Raw genomic sequence first — 21,195 nt, 5'->3', positions numbered from 1 at the left:
CTGTAACGTTTTGTTAATTTACAATAAAGTCAATAGAAAACTATTGGGTTTTTCGGATATTTCACGTCATTGAAGTTGATTTGTATCAAAAATAGACTATATTGCCAGCTATCCATCAGATGATTATGATCTTTTGCTTGTTTGTACTCCTTGTTCAAACTTTATGCAGAAGTTATTCATTGATGATAATTCTATCAATTTAAATGCGGCCAGAGGATGGTTTGGCTGTGTTTTTCCAAATTTTTATATGGGATCAGTGTGCGCTGGAAAATGCGTACGCTTATCTGATTTTGAGGTGATATTAATGGCTTCTGAATACAACTGGGCAATGGTTTTGCTCTCGTTCTGCATTTCTGTATTGGGATCATATACAGCATTAAGACTTGTGCAGGGCATGATTACATCACAAAAGGAAAGCGTGCTGTTCTGGGTGGTGGGAGCGGCTCTTGCCTTGGGTGGTGGTGGTGTCTGGGCGATGCATTTTGTTGGCATGTTGGCTTTCGACACCGATGCCAATTATGGGTATGAGCTGGGTATGACGCTGGTATCCCTGCTATTGGCTGTTGTTGTTGTTGGTCTGGGGTTGCTTATTGTCGGGCGTAATCCGGACAGTTTGCCTCGATTGCTGGGTGCCGGGCTGGTTACCGGGTTGGGTGTCGCTTCAATGCATTACACCGGTATGGAAGCGATGGTTATGCCAGGTGACATGATTTATGACCCTGCCTTGGTGGGTGCCTCGGTTCTGATTGCGGTTGGGGCTGCGATTTGCGCATTCTGGCTGTCGTTTAATATCCATACCTTTATGATGAGAAGCATCAGTTCCATCATTATGGCGGTGGCTGTCTGTGGCATGCACTACACCGGTATGGCAGCGATGCACATCAGTTATATTGCGGCCCCTGCGAGTGAATTGTCACTCTTGAAGTATCAGGCGACGCTGAACCCTGGTGTGTTGGCGGTATTGATCGCTGTTGTTGTGGTGGCGATGTTGTTGGCGTTGCTGGTCGGCACCATGGATAGTTTGCAGAAGCAAGAGCGTCGGGTGGCGTAATTTTCTTCGGCTTATGGATATATTTACCGTGCATGCTGGTGGTGTGCACGGTGAGTGCTTTTCTGTTCTTTTCCTCTCTTCCTCTCTTCCTCTCTTCCTCTCTGACCTGACCTGACGACTCCAGGTTTTGAGCACTGCGTGGGTCTTGCTTTGCGACTGGCCATCGTTGTCTTTTGAATTAATATTTCTCAATGTAAGTACAATATTTTTCGTTTTTTCTCATGTATGAAGTTTGCAACAATGCGTGATAATTTCATGATGTAGAGAAAAAGCATGACAAAGTTTCATATTCTTGGGTTTCCTCGTATTGGCGATCAACGTCAGCTCAAACGTGGTTTGGAAAGCTATTGGGCGGGCGATATCAGTCAGCCAGAGTTGTTGACGCTGGCGGCGGAGATTCGTGAGTCCAACTGGCAACGTCAATTGGACGCTGGTGTTGATTTTCTGACCGTTGGTGATTTTGCCTTGTACGATCAGGTACTGAATACCTCGGTTCTGCTGGGGCATTTACCAGAACGGGTCAAAACCACCGATAACCTGATTGATCAGATGTTTCTGGCTGCGCGGGGTCGCGCGCCCTCTGGCACACCTTGCCATGCCGCTGAGATGACCAAGTGGTTCGATACCAATTACCATTATCTGGTACCGGAATGCCACGCCGACGATACGTTTAATCTGCAGCCTGAATGGTTGCTGGAAGAGATCGCAGCAGCCAAATCACGGTCGAATAACGTTAAGCCGGTCATTATTGGTCCGTTGACGTATCTCTTCCTGGCCAAAAGTGAAAAGGAAGTGGACCGTCTGGCTCTGCTGCCAAAACTGTTGCCGGTATACAGCGAGTTGTTCCGCTTGTTACGTGAGCAAGACATCGACTGGGTGCAGCTGGATGAGCCGATTCTGGCGCTGGATCTACCGGACGATTGGCGTCAGGCCTTTGAACCGGCTTACCATAGTCTGCGTTTTAGTGGCGTGAATGTATTGCTGGCAAGCTATTTTGGTGGCCTCGACAGTAACCGGGCACTGGCCTTGTCGTTGCCGGTACAAGGGTTACATATCGATCAGGTGGCTGGAACTGAAAATCTCGATACCCTGGTCGACCAGCTTGGGCCTTACAAGGTGTTGTCGGTTGGTGCGATTTCCGGGCGTAATATTTGGCGTACCGATCTGGATGCCTGTTATCAATTGTTAAAACCGATCACAACACGGCTGGATGACCGTCTTTGGGTATCAACGTCCTGTTCCTTGTTGCACGTTCCTTATGATGTGAAAGAGGAGTCTGCTAGCGGCCGCATCACTCCGGCAGTACTGCCCTGGTTGGCTTTTGCCCAGCAGAAGCTGGGAGAAGGGCGGTTGCTAGCCGATGCCTTGAACACGGAGGCTACCCTGAGCAGCGCTGTCTGGCTCCAGCAAGCGTCCCGAATTACTGGTCGTCGCGAATCGGCCATTGTGCACAAGCCGGCAGTCAAGCTGGTTGCACAAACGGCAGCCAGCCAGGAGTGGCAACGCGATTTGCCATATGAGCAGCGGGCTGAGCGCCAACAGGCGCGCTGGCAGTTGCCGTTGTTGCCAACCACCACGATTGGGTCTTTCCCTCAAACAACGGAAATCCGTCAGCTGCGCCGCCGTTTCCGTCAGGGAGAGATCAGTCCTGCTGAGTATCATTCGGGTTTGCTGGCTGAGGTGGAGTACTGCATCCGTATCCAGGAAAATATTGGTCTGGATGTATTGGTGCATGGCGAAGCAGAACGTAACGACATGGTGGAATACTTTGGTGAGTTGCTGGAGGGTGTTGCGGTATCCAGTCATGGCTGGGTGCAGAGTTATGGCTCTCGTTGTGTCAAGCCACCGCTGATTTTTGGGGATATCGAACGCCCGCAAGCAATGACGGTCGAGTGGAGCCGTTATGCTGCCAGTCTGAGCACTCGCCCGGTAAAAGGCATGTTGACCGGCCCTGTGACCCTGCTGAAATGGTCCTTTGTACGGGACGACCAGCCCTTGTCACAAACTGCTTATCAATTGGCTGCGGCGTTGCGGACTGAGATTGCCGAACTGGAGTCGGCGGGTATTGGCATGATTCAGGTGGATGAACCGGCATTACGTGAGGCTCTGCCGTTGAAACAGGCTGATCGGGCTGGCTATCTGGCCTGGGCGGTGAACAGTTTCCGTTATGCCACTACCGATGTGGCGGCCGACACCCAGATTCATACCCATATGTGTTACGCCGATTTTGATGACATCCTGCCTGCGATTGAAGCCATGGATGCGGATGTGATCACGCTGGAAACCGCCCGGTCAGCGAGTAAATTACTGGATGGTCTGGCACAGCATCCGTATCACAATGGTATTGGCCCGGGGGTTTATGACATCCATAGCCCGAATGTACCTTATGCCGGTGCCATGGCCTCGATACTGCGAGCGGCGGCAAGAGTGGTTCCTTTGCGTCATCTGTGGGTCAACCCGGACTGTGGTTTGAAAACCCGCCGCTGGGAAGAAGTGGAGCCATCATTACGAGAAATGGTGCGGGTTGCACAGACCCTGCGTCAGCAGTGGGAAGGCAAAATCAACCAGAATGGCTTGCTGGCGGATGATATTGACGGCTTGGTAGAAAGCCTGCCAGAGCAGGAAAAGACGCTTGCTGCACAGGAGTGTTGCGTTCATTAGGCTGTTACAAATATCGACCCATTGTTAACGTCTTTCCGGCGTTAACAATCATCATAGGCTGAGTGGTCACTTGATTGACCGTGCCTTGCGATTCACCAGATAACGGTGGCTCGCGGTGCGGTTGATCGATACGGCTTACCAGAACTGACACGCCTGTGTCAGTCTTCTTCCAGATCCTGTACCGGTAACTTTTCAATCATGCCATGTTGTTGAGCCCATAGTTGCAGCATGATCAGCACCCGTTCATCACAGGTGAGCTGGTGATGAAACAGCTGTTCTGTGGCTTCTGCCAGAGCGGCTTGATCGGTGATGTCTTCACCATGATTACCGACTTCGATACTGAGTTCACGGTTGCAGGCCTCATAGATTTTGGCCAGCAAGGGTTCTATGCGCTCGGGATCGTCGGTCATCAGGAAGGTTTGTTCCAGATCGTTTTCCAGCTCTCGCACGACGGCCCAGGTGGTTTCGCCGCGCTGATAGAGCGTATCCTGGCTGATGCCGTGAATGTCCTCGAGGGCGTAATCCCAGTCATCCCAACCATCATCGGGCTGGAGCAGGGTGGTTTTGATCATGCCATCGGCCATTGACCAGGCAATCGCAATAGGATGTGCTTCTTCTTCGTAGGAACTGGCATCAACAGCAATAAAATGTGGGTAGGACACAGCTGCCTCTTATCTGGAAATGGGGAAATGGAATGTACGTTTTGCAGCGCTGTTCAGCAACAGAATTCATGTGTTGCTGACGGCTGGCTGCCTGAGTAACAGATCAAAGGTCTTCCAGTTGTAATTTAATAACAGCCGTCACCGAGCTCTGGTCATCGCTCCAGAGAATGTGGCCATTGACTTCCATATTGACGATTTCTTCACAAATATTCCGTAACAACGGGGTCCAGAGTAGTGGCAGGGGTTTATCGGCATGACTGCCAAGTACCACCGTCAGGGTCAGGGCCTGCTCTTGTAATGAGAGCGTCAGGGCTGGATCGATGGCGTTATCTTTGGCGGGCATGACCAGCAAGTGATCGAGCAGGAATTCAATCAGTACCAGTTTGACGTCGATAATCAGCGAGAGCGGTGTGGTCAGGGCGACAGATAATCGGGATTGTGACAAGTGATGCTGGATAAACTGCACCAGATCTACCGATTGTTTGGCTGGCCCGGTCAATACATTAAATGATCGCGTTGCCAGCGCCAGTGGTATCGCCAGATCTGGCTCTGTCGCCTGGGAGGCTTGTTCCAGTGTGGGAGCAACCAGTGCCAGTAATGAGGGTCGTTGCCGGTTGGTTACCTGATGGCGCAAGTGATCACATTCCCGCTGCAAGCGTTCAAGGTCGCTGCTTTGCACCATTGCCATATGCTGGAATTCGTCTTGTTGCTGGCGTAAAGAGGCTTCCATACGCAGATTCAGATCTTGCAATTGCTTGTGAGCATAATATTCACTGGTGTGGTCAACGCTGCAGATCAGCACTTCGTTCGGGCGGTTGTTATGAAAACGGATGGCCTGAAAGCTGATATCGAATACACCTTCCTGACCATTGAATTTGAGAATGGAAAATTTGCCCTGGACCCGTTTGATCCGTCCTTGCAGTAACTGGTAAATACGTTCCCGTTGCTCTGCACTGGTGTCTGAATTCATACGTTCCAAAATAGCATGTAACGGGTTTTCCATACCGTTCAGGGTTTCTTGATCGGTTCGTAGCTGGTAACAAAAGTTGCGGTTGGTTTCCATGTGATCTTCACGAACCAGATAGCGGCAGAAGCCCATGGTGGTGTTCTCAATCGCCATATTGAGGTGATTGTGGGTATCTTCCAATTCCATTCTGGCCTGGTCACGCAGGTGCATGTCATTGAGTAATGACAGACGCATTTTCTCGATGGCAGAGGCCAGGGCGTCCAGCTCATCTTGCTTGTGCATGGTATTGGTGGTGCGGTGCTCAAGTGTGACTGGGTGATCGGGTGTTTGAATGGAAAAGGCATTGGCCCACTCTGACAATGAGCGAATATGACGGGTAATCAGGTGGTGGATCAGCAGCAGTAATACCAGGGATATGGTAATGGTCTGGCAGAGCAGTACCAGCAGCATATTCAATGCGCGGGTTTCCAGTTGTTGGTAGAGCTGTGCATAACTGCCCAGAATGGTCAGGGTTGCCAGAAAGGTGCGGTTATTGTCCTGATCTTCGTAATAGAGATTGAATTGGTGGCGAATATCAACCTTGTTTGGCTTGAGGCCAGTTTCGACGTAACCAAAGTCGGTACTGTCGACCATGATGTACTCAACGCCGTCAAAGTTGAGCATGCCTTTCAGCTGTGTGCGCAGCTGCTCGGAATTGAAATTCCAGAGGCTGATGACAAGACTGTCGTGATAACTGTCCTCCAGCTTGACCAGGTTATTTTGCAGGCGTTGCGTACCATGCTGGTAGTCGTCGATCAGCATCCAGCCATAAGACAAGGTGGCGATAAGGAAATTGGCCAATAGCAAGTATGAAAGCAATCGTCTTCCGATCCGGGTAGCGAATGCCGCAGAAAACTGCTCAATCAAACGTCAACTCCATGATTTTCTCCGGATGTTGTTCACATGGTGGACAGGAAAACGATGGCCAGTGGATCAGCCTCAATGAAGAGGGTCTGATCATGTCAGACGGCAGTGTCACTCACGATGGTAGTCACACTTCAGCCTGAATCCGGTGACAATAATATCAGGGATGGCTAACTGTATCTCAGCTAACGTTTTTTTGCTGCCTTTGAATGAAAGAAGCATGCCATAGCGCTGTTGGACAGCTTGTAGGGTTGACACAAATTGACCTATCACAAGATTGTCTGGTGTCTTTATTTTGGGGCATTAAATGCTTGATTTGCATCAAAATTGTGCAGATCAAGCCGGGTACCCTGCACTCATCTACCAAAAGCACGGAATCAAGGAGTGCAAAATGAAACTGATCAAAACTCTGCTGGCTACTGTTGTTGCAGTATCTGCTATCCCGGCTATGGCCTACGAAGCGGGTGACATTATCGTCAAGGCGGGTGCTGTGACGGTTTCTCCGAAAGACGGTAATGCCGATAGCAGTGGTCTTGTTGCAGGCAGTGAACTGGATGTCTTGTCAGATACCCAATTGGGTTTGACCGGTGTTTATATGGTGACCTCCCAGATCGGTGTGGAACTGCTGGCAGCGACGCCTTTTGAACACGAAGTCGAAGGTGATGGTGGTGCTATTGATGGCGCTACGATTGCGACAACCAAACACTTGCCACCTACTGTTTCTGTACAATATTACCCAATGGGAGCCGATTCCAAACTGCAACCCTATGTGGGCCTGGGTGTTAACCATACCTTCTTCTTTGATGAAGAAGATGATGCGGATCTTGGTACCAAAGGGCTGGAAACCAGCTGGGGTTTGACTTACTCCGTAGGTGTTGACTATGCCCTGAATGATCATTGGCTGGTGAATGCTGCGGCTTGGAAAATGGATATCGATACAAAAATCAAAGGCGGTGCAGCTGATGGCCTTGATGTAGAAATTGATCCGCTGGTTTATTTTGTTGGTGCTGGTTACAAGTTCTGATTACTTGGGTTTGATATAAAAAAAGCGGCGCAAGCCGCTTTTTTTATATCTGCTGGTTACGATGTGTTGACGTGTCACATAATCAAGGTCAACACCCGAAACCAGACTTACAAAAAGCCCCCTACAAAAACACTGCTGAGATACTGTTACTGGTTTGTGGTGGCTGTACTTGCAACGCAGGAGCATCAACAAGAACAGCGGGAACAGCGGGTGCCATCGAGGCCTGGATCAGCGCCTGAAACCAGTCCTGTCCACGGATAATACCCATATATTCATTCTTGACCATTACTTCCGAGCCACGGCCGGGGGTGTACTCAATAACAATACGGTCACCCTGTATCAGACGGGTATCCATCATTTTGACCAGCGCATTCAGGCGTGCTTCCAGTGTGGCCATCTGTTCCCATTCCGACGTGATGGCAATGGTATCGTACAGTGACAAGCCAACCCCACGACCGCTGATTCGCTCGGATTGAACCGTCAGTTCAAGGCGCTGTATACCGGTGCGGGAAGGGGCATGATAGAGAGCGCTGGTATAGGCATCGCGGATATAAAAATAATCCCGGGATAATGAATCAGCCAGTTGCAGGGTATGGTGGCCATTTAATGACAGTAACCGCTCTGGAAGCGGAGTCGTCAGGGCATGAGTCGTCAGACTGGTCGCTGAAAGCAACGACACCAAGGTGGTGACTAACCAGGTATTTTTCATAATCCATTACCTCTTTTGTTGGTTCTTTTCTCCTTTTCCTTCCTTGAATCTACGCTCAGTAATACTGGATCGCAATGATAAATAGGGGAGAGACATGGCTTTATTGGTAGCTGTTACAGAGGGTGACACCGTGGTCATTGGCTGGGTACAGAAAGCCGAATAATGTGTTTCTGGAAGTAGCAATCAGCGGCTGCTAGACGGCTACTATTAGACGGCTACTAAATGGCTGTCTGATGGTTATCAGAAAGTATGCAGGTATACGGATATGACAGAGGGAGTGCGGGAATGGCTATGGGGGAGGTTGCTGGTGTTGGGTGGGTATGAAGCTGTCTGACCAGCATCTGGACTCTGGTAAAGAGTCGGGCAGCGTTACGGAGCAGCGCGTTCAGATCTGATCAGCAGTCTGTCGGAGCGCCAGGTATTTTATACCCTGTATAAAAAGACTGGCAGCTCACGAAGTCATCGGGTTACATCCCGACCAAACGCATAAACTCGCTACGGGTGGCCGGATTGCTGCGAAAGTCCCCTTTCATAACAGATGTGCGCATGGATGAATTCTGTTTTTGCACACCGCGCATCATCATACACATATGTTGTGCTTCCAGAATGACGCCAACACCACGGCAGCCAGTCACTTCTTCGACGGCTTCAGCAATCTGTTTGGTCATGTTTTCCTGGATCTGCAGGCGACGGGCAAAGAGGTCTACTATTCGGGCAAACTTGGATAGGCCGAGTACCTTGCCGTTGGGTAGATAGCCGATATGACAGCGTCCGATAAAGGGCAGCATATGGTGTTCACACAATGAGTAAAACTCGATGCCCTGTACCGCGACCATCTCGTCATTATCACTGGTGAACACCGCGCCGTTGATTACTTCTTCGAGACTGGCGTTATAACCACTGGTCAGAAATTGCATGGCTTTGGCTGCGCGCTTGGGCGTATCCAGCAAGCCTTCACGGGTGATGTCCTCTCCCAGGTCGGTTAGAACCTCACTGTAAAGGTGTTCGAGTTTTGACATGTTTTATCCAGATTTCCAAAATACCTGAGCACTATACTCAAATTAAAAAATACTCATACAAGAGGGTTGCTTGTACAGCTTATGTTGACTGTATTGCCAGTGGTTTCTGGCAAATTCAGTTTTACCCAATCAGGGTTGATACTCTCTGGCAACGCGGCAGCGGACCAGAACTGGCTCAAATATCGGGCGTCGGCGATGCCATTCGTTTGATACAGATAGAGCTGTCCGAGCCTGGTATCAGCAGGGGCGGCTCCGAGTAAGTGATTGACTCGTCGAGCAATGGCTGCACCGGAGTCAACCCAGATAATCGTTGGCCAAAGCTTACTCAGATACGGCCGTAGCAGCGGGAAATGAGTACAGCCCAGCACAATATGACTGGGCCTGGGTGTTTGTTCTATCCAGCCTGACAGGTGTTGTTGGATGCGCTCTGACAAGCCTTGATGATATTGATCCGGTGCACGAACCAGGCTTTCAGCCCATTCAACCAGTTGGCGACTGCCCAGCCGCCTGACATCACAATGAGCGGCAAAATCGTTTATCAGCTTGTCGGTATAAGAGCGACTGATGGTGGCCGGTGTTGCCAGCAAACCGATCACGCCATTGGCTGATTGCTCTGCCGCTGTCTTGATGGCTGGAACCACACCCACTACCGGAATATCCAGTACTGCCCGTAATGAATCGAGCGCCAACGTGCTGGCGGTATTACAGGCGATAACCAGCAACTTGACCGGCAGGGCTGCCACTGCTTGCTGACACAAGGCGATAATCCGCCGGGTCAGGATTTGATCATTCTGGATGCCGTAAGGGAAGGCTGCCGTATCCATCAGATAGTGCACTGTCAGGTCGGGGCGTAACTGGTGTATCTCCCTGACAACACCAAGGCCACCAACACCAGAGTCAAAAACCAGAATCAAAGACAGTTACCAGCAATAATAGAAACAGAAGGATGATAGTTTAACAAATTTCATCCGGTGTGGCTGCGTGTTTGGATCGCGCGCCACGGTTGGTGAAGTCAGGCGTACAAACAGTAAGCGATACGCCTGACACGGTCGGCCAGGCGGGTTACTGCGGCTTCAGGATCAGAGTGAATTCTACCGGTACGACCTGGGTAATGGATGTCAGTTTGGCGATATTGCGTAATGCTTCGATACCGCCCTCAAGCCCGAACTCGGCGGCATCAATCAAGACAGGCGCCAGGCTGCTGACAACCAAAGAGGCATCCGCTGCGGGAGTGGCAAGTACCTCGGTAGTGACCGTCGCCTGTTTGCCGTGTAACGACAGGGAGCCAGACAGAGTAAAGCGTGTTGGTTTGCCCTGTTCCAGCGAGGTCATGACCTTGGCAGGAACCGTGGCCTGCAGCACGGCAGTGGCAAACCGGCTGGTATCAAACAGCATGGATTGCATGCGGCTGTCACGAATATCGATACCGGTGGCAACACTGCTCAGGTCGATATTGATAGTGGCAGCGCCGGTGCTGCTAACGACCCCGGACACGTGTTTGAAGTGATGATTTTCTACCTTGTTAATATTCTTGGTGGTCTGGAAGGCGACCACTGAATCATTGTCGACTTGCCAGTCGGCCAGGACGGGTAAGCAGGTCAACAACAGCGGGGCTATCAGTGCGGTGCGAAAAGTCATACAGACTCCTTGACGGTATGTTGGATATCCATGGGTGTATTGTCAGTCATGTCATTAGCGGTTGAAGGCTGGTCGATGGTTCTGCTGCAGCGCCACTGTCCGCACATCACAATATATCCCGGATTGCCGCCCACCGGCGGAACCGCTTCAGGCTGCGGAATACTTCCCCGATATGATGGCGTATATGGCAGCGTCCCGGTCTTAATGCAGCAAGGTCAAACCGGGAAAGCGGAATTCGACCAGCCATTTCAGCGCATGTTCAATCGCCGCCTTATGTTCGTCTTCCAGGGTCAGGCGACGCTTGTCGATGGCGAACTGTTGTTTGGGAGGGAGTTTTTTATAGGCATCAAGGATCGGCATATCAGCCACTTGCTCGTGAAACATACGTAATACAGCCAGGTTCTCATGCTGCCAGACCGTGGGATCGAGGCCTTTAATGGTGTGGTGCAAGCGTAAGACCCCTTCGGTGATATCACATTGTTCGCTCAAGACTGCTCGCGCCAGAAAGCGTACATCCTGCACCAGGCTGTGCTGGTAATCACGCAGCTGTTGTTCTGCGGCAGCCGCTTCGGCCTGTTGTTCAGCCTCAATACGTTTGACCTGACGGGTCAGGCGCCAGGCGTAGGCAGAAAGTGCGGCGATAATGGCAATGCCAACGACAGCGATCAGTATCATCATGGAAAAAACAGCCAGCAGAAGAGTGTGATGGGATGATAAACATTTCAGCACAAAAGTTAAGGCGTGTATTGGCAACAGCCCATTCTGGCACTGGCTTTATGACTGGCGCTCGGGAGAGCACAATCGGCACCCCGGTGCTGGCGGTGTACCCTCCCGGTATCGCACCCGAAAACGGGGGCCAGAGCGATGGCTGGAGACCGTATAGATTGGACGGTCAGGGGGCGCCGGGTTATTCACCGGATGGTCTGGTAACGATGGTGGCAGCCGATCCGGATGTGACTCGGGGTGTGATTCAGAGTGTGAGTTGGTGTGGTCAGACATGGCCCAGCTCCTTTAATGCTTCACTGGCGGTAAAAAAAACTTGTCCGGGCTGAATACGCTCCAGCCAGTCGGTGTTTTCCAACAGGTCCATCACCGGCCCTTTGAACTCCGCCATATGCAACAGGATATTGAGTGATTGCAGCTGCTCGTGCAGCTCCAGCAGACCTTCGTAACCGTTAAAATCGATATGGTTGATGGCACTGCCTACCAGCACAACGTGGCGGATATCCGGCGACTGTTCGAGGCGACGAATAATAAAAGTATTCAGGTAATGACTGTTGGCAAAATACAGGTTTTCATCAACCCGAATCATCAATACATGTGGTGAGGTGCTGACATCATGGCGCTGGATATTACGGAAGTGATCACTGTTTTTATAACGACCGATTTCGGCGATATGAGGCTCACTGGAACGGCGTAAATACAAGATCAGAGACAGTAAAATACCAAGGGAAATACCGATTTCTGCATTGGTCGCCAACACCGCCAGAAATGTCATCAGCCAGACCACGCCGTCACTTTTCTGAAAGCGCCAGGCATGCAAGCCATCCTGAAAGTTGATCAGCGGTAATACCGCGACCACAATAATGGCACCCAGTAACGCCTTGGGCAGCACCGTGAACCAGCTGGTGGCGACCACCAGTACCAGTACGATACCGGCCAGTGTGATCAGCCCCGCCAATTGGCTGCGGGCACCTGCCGCCTGATTCACCATGCTGCGGCCAAATCCGCCCGCCACCGGATAGGCTTGTGAAACCGCTGCCCCGAGGTTGGCAATACCTAGCGCCAACAGTTCGCGGTTGGCATCCAGCCCGGAGGTTTTGACGCGTCGTGCCATGGCGGTGGCCACAGACAGGCTTTCCAGATAACCGATAAGCGCAATCAGCAAGGCAGAAGGAATCAAGGATTGCCATTGGTCAATCGTCAGTTGTTGAGGCAGCGTCAATACCGGTAAACCGGAAGGAATATCACCTACAATATCTGCGGGTAAATGCAGCGCAGGCACCAGCGTAATGCCCAGTACAATCAGTACCAGAGGACCGCTGCGGCCAAGTAATTCACGTAACATTTTCCAGTGTTCAGCAATCAATACCCGGCACAGAAGCGGCCATAACTTGAGCAACAGAATGGCTGCTACAGACAATACAACCACTGCAGGAATGGCCTGCCCGAGATGTTGCAGTACGTACCAAAGAGTATCGGCCAGGCTGTCCTGCCGGGGAACTGACATGCCGGTCAGGGATTTGCTCTGGTTAATAATAATGACTATGGCAGCCGCGCTGGAAAAGCCGGAAATGACCGAGTGGCTGATAAACGTTGTCCAGCGACCCAGACCAATCAGATAAAACAGCAATAAAAACAGCCCGGTTAATGCCGCCAAAGCTGCAGCCAGCTGACTGAACTCAGCCCCGCCCGGCGTCGACAGCTGTTGCAGGGCTTCCAGCGTCATCAAGGACACAATGGCCGCTGGGCCAACCGCAAGGCTGGGGCTGGTGCCGAGCACGGCATAAATAAACAAGGGCAGCAGCGCAGCGTACAAACCCGCCTGAGGCGGCAATCCCGCCAGAAAGGCATAGGCGATGCCCTGGGGAATCAGTAAAATCGCAACGACCAGACCCGCTGTCAGATCCGCCGAGAACCACTCGCGTTGGTAGTGGCGCAGGGTACTAAACATGGTTTGTATTCTCTCCGTAGAGCTCGTTTAACAAACGAATAACGCGAACCACCTTGTGATCAGCAAGGCAATAAAAAACGCACTGGGCTTCGCGGCGGCTGACCACCAGATGTTCTCCCCGGAGCCAGGCAAGATGCTGCGACAGGGCCGATTGACTGAGTGGCAGCTGACGCCCGAGGTCGGCCACGGAAATTTCCCCCTGTCTGAGTAAACAGAGAATGGCCAGCCGATGTTCATTGGCGAGCGCCTTGAGCAGACGGACGGCGGGTTGGCGTTGAGTGTCGAAAGAAGAAGGCATAACCGCAATCTCATCAGGCTGCTGGAAGTCACCTGATGCAGTGTATATTAAATATTGCTAAATAAGAATATTCTAATATAGTTGGGTTGTTTTGAAATGATCAAGATAAGGCGGAGGTTGCCATGCAAATCCAGAGTTTCTACCATCAGGATACATCTACTTATACCCATTGGTTGGAAGACACCGAGCAGCAGCTATCGCTGATTGTCGATCCGGTGATGGATTTTGATCAGAAATCCGGCCGAACCGGTACCGGTTTTATCGATGCGGTGCTGGACCGTCTGGCAGAGAAAAACAGCCGCCTGGTATATGTGCTGGAAACCCATGCCCATGCTGATCATTTGTCGGCGGCAGATTATCTGCGCCGCCAGACAGGGGCCAGAATTGTGATTGGACAGCCTATCAAGCAGGTGCAGGGAACGTTCAGCAAGATATTCAATGAGCCTGCGACGTTTGTTGCGGATGGGCACCAGTTTGACGTGCTGGTTGCTGATGGCGACACCCTGACACTGGGTGATCACCAGATCCGGGTGTTGGCAACTCCGGGGCATACTCCCGCCTGCGTCAGTTATGTGGTGGATGAGCAGGTGGCTTTTATTGGCGATACGCTGTTTGCACCGGATACCGGCACGGCGCGCTGTGACTTTCCGGGAGGGGATAGCGATACCCTTTATCACTCGATCCAGCGACTGTTTGCCCTGGGCGATGGGGTGCGCTTGTATTTGTGCCATGATTATCCCCCGGATGGACGGCCAGCGATGAGTTCGGCAACGGTCGCCGAGCAGCGCCAGCACAATATTCATATTCGGGATGGTATCAGTCAGGCAGCATTTGTGGCCTTGCGCACCGCGAGAGATGCGGGGTTGGCGATGCCACGGCTGATTTTGCCATCGTTGCAGATTAATATTCGCGCCGGGGCACTGCCCGATGCAGAAGATAACGGTGTGTCCTATCTCAAACTGCCGTTGAACCTCTTTTAGCCCCTTGGCTCAGTCGGGCGGGGAGCCGATCAATCACGGCGCCGGGCGCGGCTGTATCGGTTTGGCTGGTTTGGTTGGCTTGGTATTGATCAAGTCGCCAGCCCCTTTCCTTTGTGACGGCTTACGACTCCGCGTCATCGTCTGGATGGGATGCCGGACGGGGCCGACGCTGGCGCCGCTCTTGCTGCAAGCGTTGTGCTTCTTCTTGCCGTTCCTGTTCTTCGCGTTGGCGAGCTTCGATTGAGGCTTGTTCGATGGCGACCATCTCCGGTGTTTCGAGAGAAATACGCCCCAATTTACCGGAACGTAATTCGTGTAGTACCAGCTCTGCTGCCTTGTGCAAATCAATCACGCCACCCGGACGTAAACAACCACGCTTGCGACCAATGTGTTCCAGTGCCTCGGCTGCTGACGCGGGTTTTTCCTTGAGCTTGTAGCGTTGCATCAGCAGGTCAGGGTATTGCAGCAATAAAAATCCCAGCGTGTGGTTGGCAATATCCTGATATTCGATGGCAGTATCCTTGACGGCACCACTGGCAGCCAGGCGATAACCACTGTTTTCATTTTCAAATTTGGGCCAGAGAATCCCTGGCGTATCAGAGAGCACCATGCCGTTTTTCAAATCAATCAACTGATTGGACTTGGTCACTGCCGGTTCATTGCCGGTACGGGCAATATAGCGTCCTGCGAGGCCATTGATCAGAGTGGATTTACCGACGTTGGGGATACCCATCACCATCAGGCGCATGGCCTGGTTACGTCCGGAACGCACACGGCCCATTTTTTGACACAAGGCCAACAGCCGCTTGAGTTGCGACTTGTCTTCGGCAACCAATGGCAATGCCTGGGTGTTTTCCTGTTGGCTGAAATAGTCGACCCAGGCCCGGGTGATATCAGGATCGGCCAGGTCCTGCTTGTTCAGCAGCTTGATAACGGGCTTGTTGCGACACAGCTCGTCCACCATGGGATTGGTGCTGGAGAACGGCAAACGTGCATCCATGACCTCGATCACCAGATCGATATCCGGCATGGCTTCACTGATCTTCTTGCGGGCTTTGTTCATATGCCCTGGGAACCATTGGACTGCCATTGTGTGTAATCCGGTTGACCTGAATAAATTAGGGCGGCACATTGTATCGATCGGCCCGGTGAGAGCAACCGCCCGAGAGCAATTGGGCGTTATTTGAATGTCATATTTGCTCGATAACCTGACTGTGGTCGAAAAATTCCTGTGGAATTGGTCAAGTTGGAGACAATGTATGGATGTCTTGCAAGAAGATTTCGCTCGAAGTGCCAAACGTCAGGGCCGTCAGGCCTCGGCAACGGTTTCTGGTCGTCGTCGCGCCGGTTTCCTGGTTGGCAATAAGTTTGTTTTTTCAGATCAGGCCGAGGTGCTGTGGATGGAAGCAGGCCCCGGAGAATTTCGTGAATTGCGTCTCTGGCGCAAATAGAGTGATAGCGCGGCGCTGAAAGCGCCGCCCTGGAATCGCTAGGCTTCTGCAAACACTGATGTTGCTTCTGCTTCATCGGAGGGATTCGTACCCTCTGCAGAAAGCGTATCGACTGGCTGTTGTGCCAGAACTTGCTCGGCATTGGCTAATAATTCTTGCTGCTTTTCTTGCTCGCGGGCACGTTTACGCTCCAGTTTGACGAAGTGTTTCTCATGCGTGGTCCATTGCCCCTGACGGATATCCACGTCGGTTACGCCGTTTTCTTCGGCAATTTCTTCTGCCAGTTGGCGCGTGGCTTCATCGGCATCGCGGGCCAGTAACTTGCGTTCACCAGCGTCAAGATGGCTGAACAGGTCGATCAGCGCCGTCGACATGATGTCGCGGCTGATTTCATCGCGGCTTTTGTTGAAGCGACGGGCAATCATATTCAGCATGGCAAGATCGGCTGGCTCGATCTTGACGCTGATTTCAGCTTGGGTTTTTTCTTGCAAACGGCGCTCTTGTTCTTCCTGATAATATCTGTCGATCAGGTTCTGGGTGTTGTTACTATCGTTTTCGTGCATGCAGTGCTCCGGGTCACTCGGGAGAGAGGGCTGGGCTTGAGTTATGCCTCGGGGCGGCGGATTATACGCAGACATTACCGAGCGAGTAACCGGAGTTTTTATGAAGCCTGAAGAGTATCCAGAAGAGTATATCGTTGAGCAGATGGCATCACTGTCGCCATCTCATCTCGAATTGATGAACGAAAGCCATATGCACGCAGGCCCGGCGACGACGTCCCACTACAAACTGGTGATGGTATCCGACGCTTTTGAGGGCAAGCGCCCGGTGGCCCGGCATCAGCTGGTGTATGGCCTGGTGGCTGATATTTTGCAAAATCCGGTACATGCTCTGGCGCTGCATTTGTATTCGCCACAGGAATGGCAGGCACAGACGGCTGTACCTGAGTCGCCACAATGTGCCGGGCAACACTGATCATGACCTGATGATGATTGATGCATCATCAGGTCTGCTGGATCGAGTCTGCTGGTCCGGGTGGCTGGCCCGGAGCAACAGCGACATAATCCTGATTCCATAGGACAAGCCGCAAATCACCAACAGCTGTACCCCCAAAAGACCCCACCAGATCGGGAAGTGCGCAATTTCCTGCCGATATCATCATGCAATGATCTGTCAGGTTGGCAACTTTGTAACTAAAGTGTCACTTAATATTCATAGACTCGCGCCGAACTCTCGACCAGAAATCAGAATTATGACTACGATTCGTGTTTGTTTGACTCTGCTTGCCATTCTGGGTTTTTCAAGCGCCAATGCCGGGATTTTATCTCCTTTCACTGGCCTGCCAAAAAATGGTGAAGTACGTCTGTTTGGTATCCAGGGCTCCAATACCATTGGTGATGAACTTGGACCTAATCTGGCTAAAAAATACCTGGAAGAAAAAGGGGCGACAGACGTTCAAATTCGTAATACCCGGTTTAATAATGAAAAAGTGGTCAGTGGTTTTTTGCCTGATCTTGGTACCCGTTTGACGATAGACGTCGCCGCACATGGTTCCGGTACCGGCTTCAAGGGGATTGCGAGTGGTTCATCAGAAATTGCCGCCTCATCCCGTCCGATCAAGGCCAAGGAAGCCAGCCTGTTAAAACACATCGCTGATATGAGCAGGCCATCGGCAGAACATATCATCGGCATTGATGGTTTGGCGATTGTGGTGCACCCATCCAATCCGGTCAGTGAACTCAGTGTTGATGAAATCTCCGAGATTTTCTCCGGAGGCTATACCGACTGGTCGCAGGTGGGCGGCCGTCCTGGCGCCATTCATGTGTATGCCCGTGATGAAAACTCGGGTACCTGGGACAGTTTTAAATCCATGGTGCTGGGTAATACGCCGTTGATTGCATCGGCCAAGCGTTTTGAATCCAATGCGGTATTGTCTGATGAGGTCTCTGCGGATGATAACGGAATCGGTTTTGTCGGTTTGTCATCGGTCCGTGCTGCCAAATTGCTGGCCGTATCGGATGGCAGCGCCAAGGCACTGAAACCCAACAAGCTGACTGTTGCCACTGAAGATTATGCCTTGTCCCGGCGTTTGTTCATGTACACGGATGATGTGCCGGAAAATCCGTATGTCGTTGAGTTTATGAGCTTTGTTCAGCTCAATGAAGCACAGCAGGTGGTCGCGGATTCTGGTTTTATTTCACAGGAACTGAAAGAAGTCGTGCCGGAGTTTTATAGTGAGTTACCGTCTGATTTTCGTGAAATAACCAATGATGCCAAGCGTTTGACGATTAATTTCCGTTTTCGGGCCGGGAGCGCATCGCTGGACAATAAAGCGCTGAAGGATATTGAGCGGCTGGTTAATTACCTGCAGCAGAAAGGCCGCAACGATGCCGAAGTGATGCTGATCGGCTTTGGTGACAAGAAACGCACCGAGAAACGCTCCAAGCTGTTGTCCAAACTGAGGGCCATGGCGGTACGTCGTGAACTGGTACGTAACGGCATTTATCCTGAACTCTCGGTTGGGTATGGTGAGTATTTACCGGTTGCTTCTGTGAATCGGGCAGAAGGGAAAATGAAAAATCGCCGGGTTGAGGTGTGGCTCAGGGACAATACTTGAGCCTGACTGCTGCCAAGCGACAAAGAAAAACCCGAAGCCTGCAAAGGCTTCGGGTTTTTTGTGTTCTGGCAGGCTCAGGTGCATAACGCTGCCTGTGGTTCAGCCCTGGCTATGGAAAAACAGATACAGGTCGATGACGGCTGCTGGAATACCGCCACAGACCTGGTCGGACAGCTCGATGTCATCATCGATGTCGGCCATTTCTTCTTCGTCTGCGAACAGGCCAGAAGCGTACATGATCGGGAACAGGCTCTCGGCGACGTTTTCTTCATCGCGCTGGTACCAGTCCTCTTCGTGCAGCATGACACCGGTCATAAAACCAATAGCCCAACCTTCGATGGGTGGCTCGTCTTCTTCATCCGACAGAGTCAACTCACAAGGTACAGGGAAATCCTGGCCGGAATCGAGCCAGCCCTGGATTTCCGCAGTCATTTTGCCAAGCAGCTCGGTGACGGTGGCTTTTTCAGCGCTGCTGAAGCCCAGTTTTTCGTCAAAGGCACAGTCCCAGACTCGCTGGATATCGAACTCAATCGGCCCTGCCAAAAACGAGGTAATCAGGCCGTGGACGGCGAAAAAATCGAAACTGTCCTGGCGTTCTGCTTCGTCTTCCAGCAATACCCCGAGAGTTTCCAGTTCGTTCTCGGTCATGGCTGGGATATTATTTAGATCATTCATTTGGGTGCTCCTGAAGTCGGAGCCAATGCTAGCAGGCTTATGAAAGGCTACAAACAACAATTGCTTGTTCCGCTGGATGGAGAGGATGTTGTACTCCATATTCAGGCGATGAAACGCAAAAGTTTACGACTGGTGCTGAACCCGGCAGGTGAAATCGACCTGCGTATTCCGTTGGGTGCCAGTAAAGCCCAGGTAAACCGTTTTCTCGACGGTCATCAAGCCTGGCTGATTCAGCGTCGTCGAGAGTGGAAAGAAAACCAGAGTCGCAATGAATGTGTGCTGAAGTACCTGGGGCGCACCCTGACGCTGGTGGAGACCGATGTGGCCATCCCGCAAGTGTGTGATGACCAGCTGCTTGTGCCTGCCATGCCCGCAGGGCAGCGGCAGGCGCTGATGGATGACTGGCTCAAGCAGCAGGCGCGCAGCACCTTCAGTGATCTGCTGGATTGCTGGTGGCCCCGGTTTCAGCAGTATGGGGTTGAGAGGCCGGTGCTACGGGTGAAAAAAATGCGGACCCGCTGGGGCAGCTTGTCTCGCAAGGGGTATATCAATCTGAATATGGCGCTGATTCATATGCCCGAACCGCTGATTGAACTGGTGGTGGTACATGAGCTTTGCCATATCCGGCATTTTGATCATGGCCCCGGTTTTCGGCGTCTGATGGCATTTCATCTGGCGGATTGTCGCCTGCGTGAGCAAACATTGGATCAGTACCACCTCAACGGTTTTCTACGCTCGTATTGATCCATAATTGCGAATACCAGTAAAAATAGCCGGGTTTGCTGAGGCTGGGGGCGGTGCAGTTGTAGCGGCTGCGGCCCTGGGTAATGGGTTGGGTGGCTTGGGTTGTCAGGGTGATGGTGGTGCCAGTGACATCGACCTGGTGATCAATCTGGCCTTCACCGCTGGCAAAACAGCGCAAATGGTCAGGATCAAGATCCTGGGAGTGCAGGGTTAGCCGCAGCTCTGGCGGGTTATCGCTCCCCAGTGCCGGGTCGACCAGAGAGTTGCTGGCAACGGGTAATGCCAGGGTCTGGAGTTTGTTATTGAGCGTATCAGGGTCGGCATAGGCACCCGCGACCGGGTAGCGTGGAATCGCTTGCCAGAATGATTGGCTGGATACAGCCCCGGAATGTTGCCCAAATGCCAGGTAATCGTGATCTTGGAGCCACTCCGCGATTGCCAGTGAATACTCACCATAAGGGTAGGCCAGCAAGCGGTTGGATTGCCCCATTTCCTGCTTGATTCGTTGTTCGGCGTTATCGACTTGCTGGGTCAGCCATGCATCCAGCGTCAGGTTATCCGGGCGCTGAATCAGATAAGGGTGGTCCTGGGTGTGATTGGCAATGGTCGCCCCTTGCTGTTGCATCTCGCGCAACTGTTGCCAGGGCATGATCCCCTCGTGTTCTGCATCGATCGTTCCCGGGTTCACAAAAACAGTGAAAGGCCAGCGACGTTGGGCCAGCAACGGGAAGGCGTTGTGATAAATAGATTCGTAGGCATCATCAAAGGTAATGGCAACGGCGTTGTCCGGCAGAGTGCCACCTTGGCGCAAGGTCTGAATGGCGCTTGGCAAATCGACAATGGTTTTGTTCAGTGACGCCAACAATAGCAAATGCCGTTTGAAATCCGCCGGGCTGATACTGGTGGCAGCCGGTGTGCTGGTGGAAACGTGATGGTATTGCAAGATAACCAGCTCTGCCCGGGTTGCCATCGTTATCAACAGGCCGGCAAGTAGTACGAGATACTTCATGGAACGCCCTTGTTCTGTGAATGCTGTGGGGACATATATTTAATCCTGCACGGCTCTGCGCGAGTGTTGCCGTTGTTCAGGGCAAGGCGACGAATGCAGCGAAATGACGAGTC

21 protein-coding genes are annotated in these 21,195 nt (G+C 51.9%); 8 read left to right on the top strand and 13 right to left on the bottom strand.

The window, feature by feature from the left end; all coding sequences use genetic code 11:
- Positions 1-394: 394 nt before the first annotated feature.
- Both Q4551_RS14635 and metE read left to right on the top strand, forming a co-directional pair.
- Positions 395-1,051 (top strand): MHYT domain-containing protein, encoded by a 657-nt coding sequence (locus Q4551_RS14635; protein WP_303434615.1) that lies wholly within the window; start codon positions 395-397, stop codon positions 1,049-1,051.
- 273 nt (positions 1,052-1,324) lie between these two features.
- Positions 1,325-3,712, top strand: coding sequence for a 5-methyltetrahydropteroyltriglutamate--homocysteine S-methyltransferase (metE, locus tag Q4551_RS14630; protein WP_303434614.1), 2,388 nt, complete (start codon positions 1,325-1,327; stop codon positions 3,710-3,712).
- 158 nt (positions 3,713-3,870) lie between these two features.
- Here metE and Q4551_RS14625 read toward each other — a convergent pair whose 3' ends face one another.
- Positions 3,871-4,374, bottom strand: a complete 504-nt coding sequence (locus Q4551_RS14625) for a hypothetical protein (protein ID WP_303434613.1) — start codon at positions 4,372-4,374, stop codon at positions 3,871-3,873.
- A gap of 103 nt (positions 4,375-4,477) precedes the next feature.
- On the bottom strand, positions 4,478-6,199 hold the full coding sequence (locus Q4551_RS14620) for a hypothetical protein (protein ID WP_303434612.1): 1,722 nt from the start codon (positions 6,197-6,199) through the stop codon (positions 4,478-4,480).
- A 436-nt stretch (positions 6,200-6,635) separates the two neighbouring features.
- Here Q4551_RS14620 and Q4551_RS14615 point away from each other — a divergent pair, with 436 nt between their 5' ends.
- Entirely contained in the window at positions 6,636-7,268 is a 633-nt protein-coding gene (locus Q4551_RS14615; protein WP_303434611.1) for an OmpW family protein, read from the top strand.
- Between the two features lie 121 nt (positions 7,269-7,389).
- On the opposite strand, the gene Q4551_RS14610 is transcribed toward Q4551_RS14615, so the two are convergent.
- The 7 genes from Q4551_RS14610 to Q4551_RS14580 form a co-directional block, all read right to left on the bottom strand.
- Complete coding sequence (locus Q4551_RS14610) at positions 7,390-7,977, bottom strand: chalcone isomerase family protein (RefSeq protein WP_303434610.1); 588 nt, start codon at positions 7,975-7,977, stop codon at positions 7,390-7,392.
- Between the two features lie 467 nt (positions 7,978-8,444).
- Positions 8,445-8,996, bottom strand: a complete 552-nt coding sequence (gene folE, locus Q4551_RS14605) for a GTP cyclohydrolase I FolE (RefSeq protein ID WP_303434609.1) — start codon at positions 8,994-8,996, stop codon at positions 8,445-8,447.
- 53 nt (positions 8,997-9,049) lie between these two features.
- Positions 9,050-9,910, bottom strand: coding sequence for a glutamate racemase (murI, locus tag Q4551_RS14600; RefSeq protein ID WP_303434608.1), 861 nt, complete (start codon positions 9,908-9,910; stop codon positions 9,050-9,052).
- 148 nt (positions 9,911-10,058) lie between these two features.
- Positions 10,059-10,634 carry a YceI family protein gene (locus Q4551_RS14595; protein WP_303434607.1) on the bottom strand — a complete coding sequence of 192 codons (576 nt, stop codon included), beginning with the start codon at positions 10,632-10,634 and terminating at the stop codon, positions 10,059-10,061.
- A gap of 201 nt (positions 10,635-10,835) precedes the next feature.
- Positions 10,836-11,312 (bottom strand): DUF2489 domain-containing protein, encoded by a 477-nt coding sequence (locus tag Q4551_RS14590; RefSeq protein WP_303434606.1) that lies wholly within the window; start codon positions 11,310-11,312, stop codon positions 10,836-10,838.
- Between the two features lie 313 nt (positions 11,313-11,625).
- Positions 11,626-13,308, bottom strand: coding sequence for a SulP family inorganic anion transporter (locus tag Q4551_RS14585; RefSeq protein ID WP_303434605.1), 1,683 nt, complete (start codon positions 13,306-13,308; stop codon positions 11,626-11,628).
- Positions 13,301-13,606 (bottom strand): helix-turn-helix transcriptional regulator, encoded by a 306-nt coding sequence (locus tag Q4551_RS14580; protein WP_303434604.1) that lies wholly within the window; start codon positions 13,604-13,606, stop codon positions 13,301-13,303. Before Q4551_RS14580 ends, Q4551_RS14585 begins: the two co-directional genes overlap by 8 nt.
- A 122-nt stretch (positions 13,607-13,728) precedes the next feature.
- Between Q4551_RS14580 and Q4551_RS14575 the strand changes: the two genes are divergently transcribed.
- Positions 13,729-14,586: an MBL fold metallo-hydrolase gene (locus Q4551_RS14575; RefSeq protein ID WP_303434603.1), complete on the top strand. Its 858-nt coding sequence runs from the start codon at positions 13,729-13,731 to the stop codon at positions 14,584-14,586.
- A 121-nt stretch (positions 14,587-14,707) separates the two neighbouring features.
- Here Q4551_RS14575 and ylqF read toward each other — a convergent pair whose 3' ends face one another.
- A complete protein-coding gene (gene ylqF / locus Q4551_RS14570; protein ID WP_303434602.1) occupies positions 14,708-15,676 on the bottom strand; it encodes a ribosome biogenesis GTPase YlqF in 969 nt (322 codons plus the stop codon).
- A gap of 169 nt (positions 15,677-15,845) precedes the next feature.
- Here ylqF and Q4551_RS14565 point away from each other — a divergent pair, with 169 nt between their 5' ends.
- Entirely contained in the window at positions 15,846-16,037 is a 192-nt protein-coding gene (locus tag Q4551_RS14565; protein WP_303434601.1) for a hypothetical protein, read from the top strand.
- Between the two features lie 38 nt (positions 16,038-16,075).
- On the opposite strand, the gene Q4551_RS14560 is transcribed toward Q4551_RS14565, so the two are convergent.
- A complete protein-coding gene (locus Q4551_RS14560) occupies positions 16,076-16,600 on the bottom strand; it encodes a hypothetical protein (RefSeq protein ID WP_303434600.1) in 525 nt (174 codons plus the stop codon).
- A gap of 100 nt (positions 16,601-16,700) precedes the next feature.
- Here Q4551_RS14560 and Q4551_RS14555 point away from each other — a divergent pair, with 100 nt between their 5' ends.
- Complete coding sequence (locus Q4551_RS14555) at positions 16,701-17,012, top strand: BolA family transcriptional regulator (RefSeq protein WP_303434599.1); 312 nt, start codon at positions 16,701-16,703, stop codon at positions 17,010-17,012.
- A 277-nt stretch (positions 17,013-17,289) separates the two neighbouring features.
- On the top strand, positions 17,290-18,654 hold the full coding sequence (locus tag Q4551_RS14550) for a phosphate ABC transporter substrate-binding/OmpA family protein (RefSeq protein WP_303434598.1): 1,365 nt from the start codon (positions 17,290-17,292) through the stop codon (positions 18,652-18,654).
- Positions 18,655-18,753: 99 nt separating this feature from the next.
- Here Q4551_RS14550 and Q4551_RS14545 read toward each other — a convergent pair whose 3' ends face one another.
- Positions 18,754-19,329, bottom strand: a complete 576-nt coding sequence (locus tag Q4551_RS14545; RefSeq protein ID WP_303434597.1) for a YecA family protein — start codon at positions 19,327-19,329, stop codon at positions 18,754-18,756.
- A 39-nt stretch (positions 19,330-19,368) separates the two neighbouring features.
- Here Q4551_RS14545 and Q4551_RS14540 point away from each other — a divergent pair, with 39 nt between their 5' ends.
- Positions 19,369-20,073, top strand: coding sequence for a M48 family metallopeptidase (locus Q4551_RS14540; RefSeq protein WP_303434596.1), 705 nt, complete (start codon positions 19,369-19,371; stop codon positions 20,071-20,073).
- Here Q4551_RS14540 and Q4551_RS14535 read toward each other — a convergent pair.
- Entirely contained in the window at positions 20,048-21,082 is a 1,035-nt protein-coding gene (locus tag Q4551_RS14535) for a polysaccharide deacetylase family protein (RefSeq protein WP_303434595.1), read from the bottom strand. The two genes, Q4551_RS14540 and Q4551_RS14535, sit on opposite strands and share 26 nt — an antisense overlap.
- Between the last annotated feature and the right edge of the window lie 113 nt (positions 21,083-21,195).

Origin of the sequence: Oceanobacter sp. 5_MG-2023, from assembly GCF_030548165.1 — a bacterium.
GTDB lineage: Bacteria > Pseudomonadota > Gammaproteobacteria > Pseudomonadales > Oceanobacteraceae > Oceanobacter.
The sequence above is the reverse complement of the archived record's forward strand: the minus strand, read 5'-3'. Positions and strand labels throughout refer to the sequence as shown.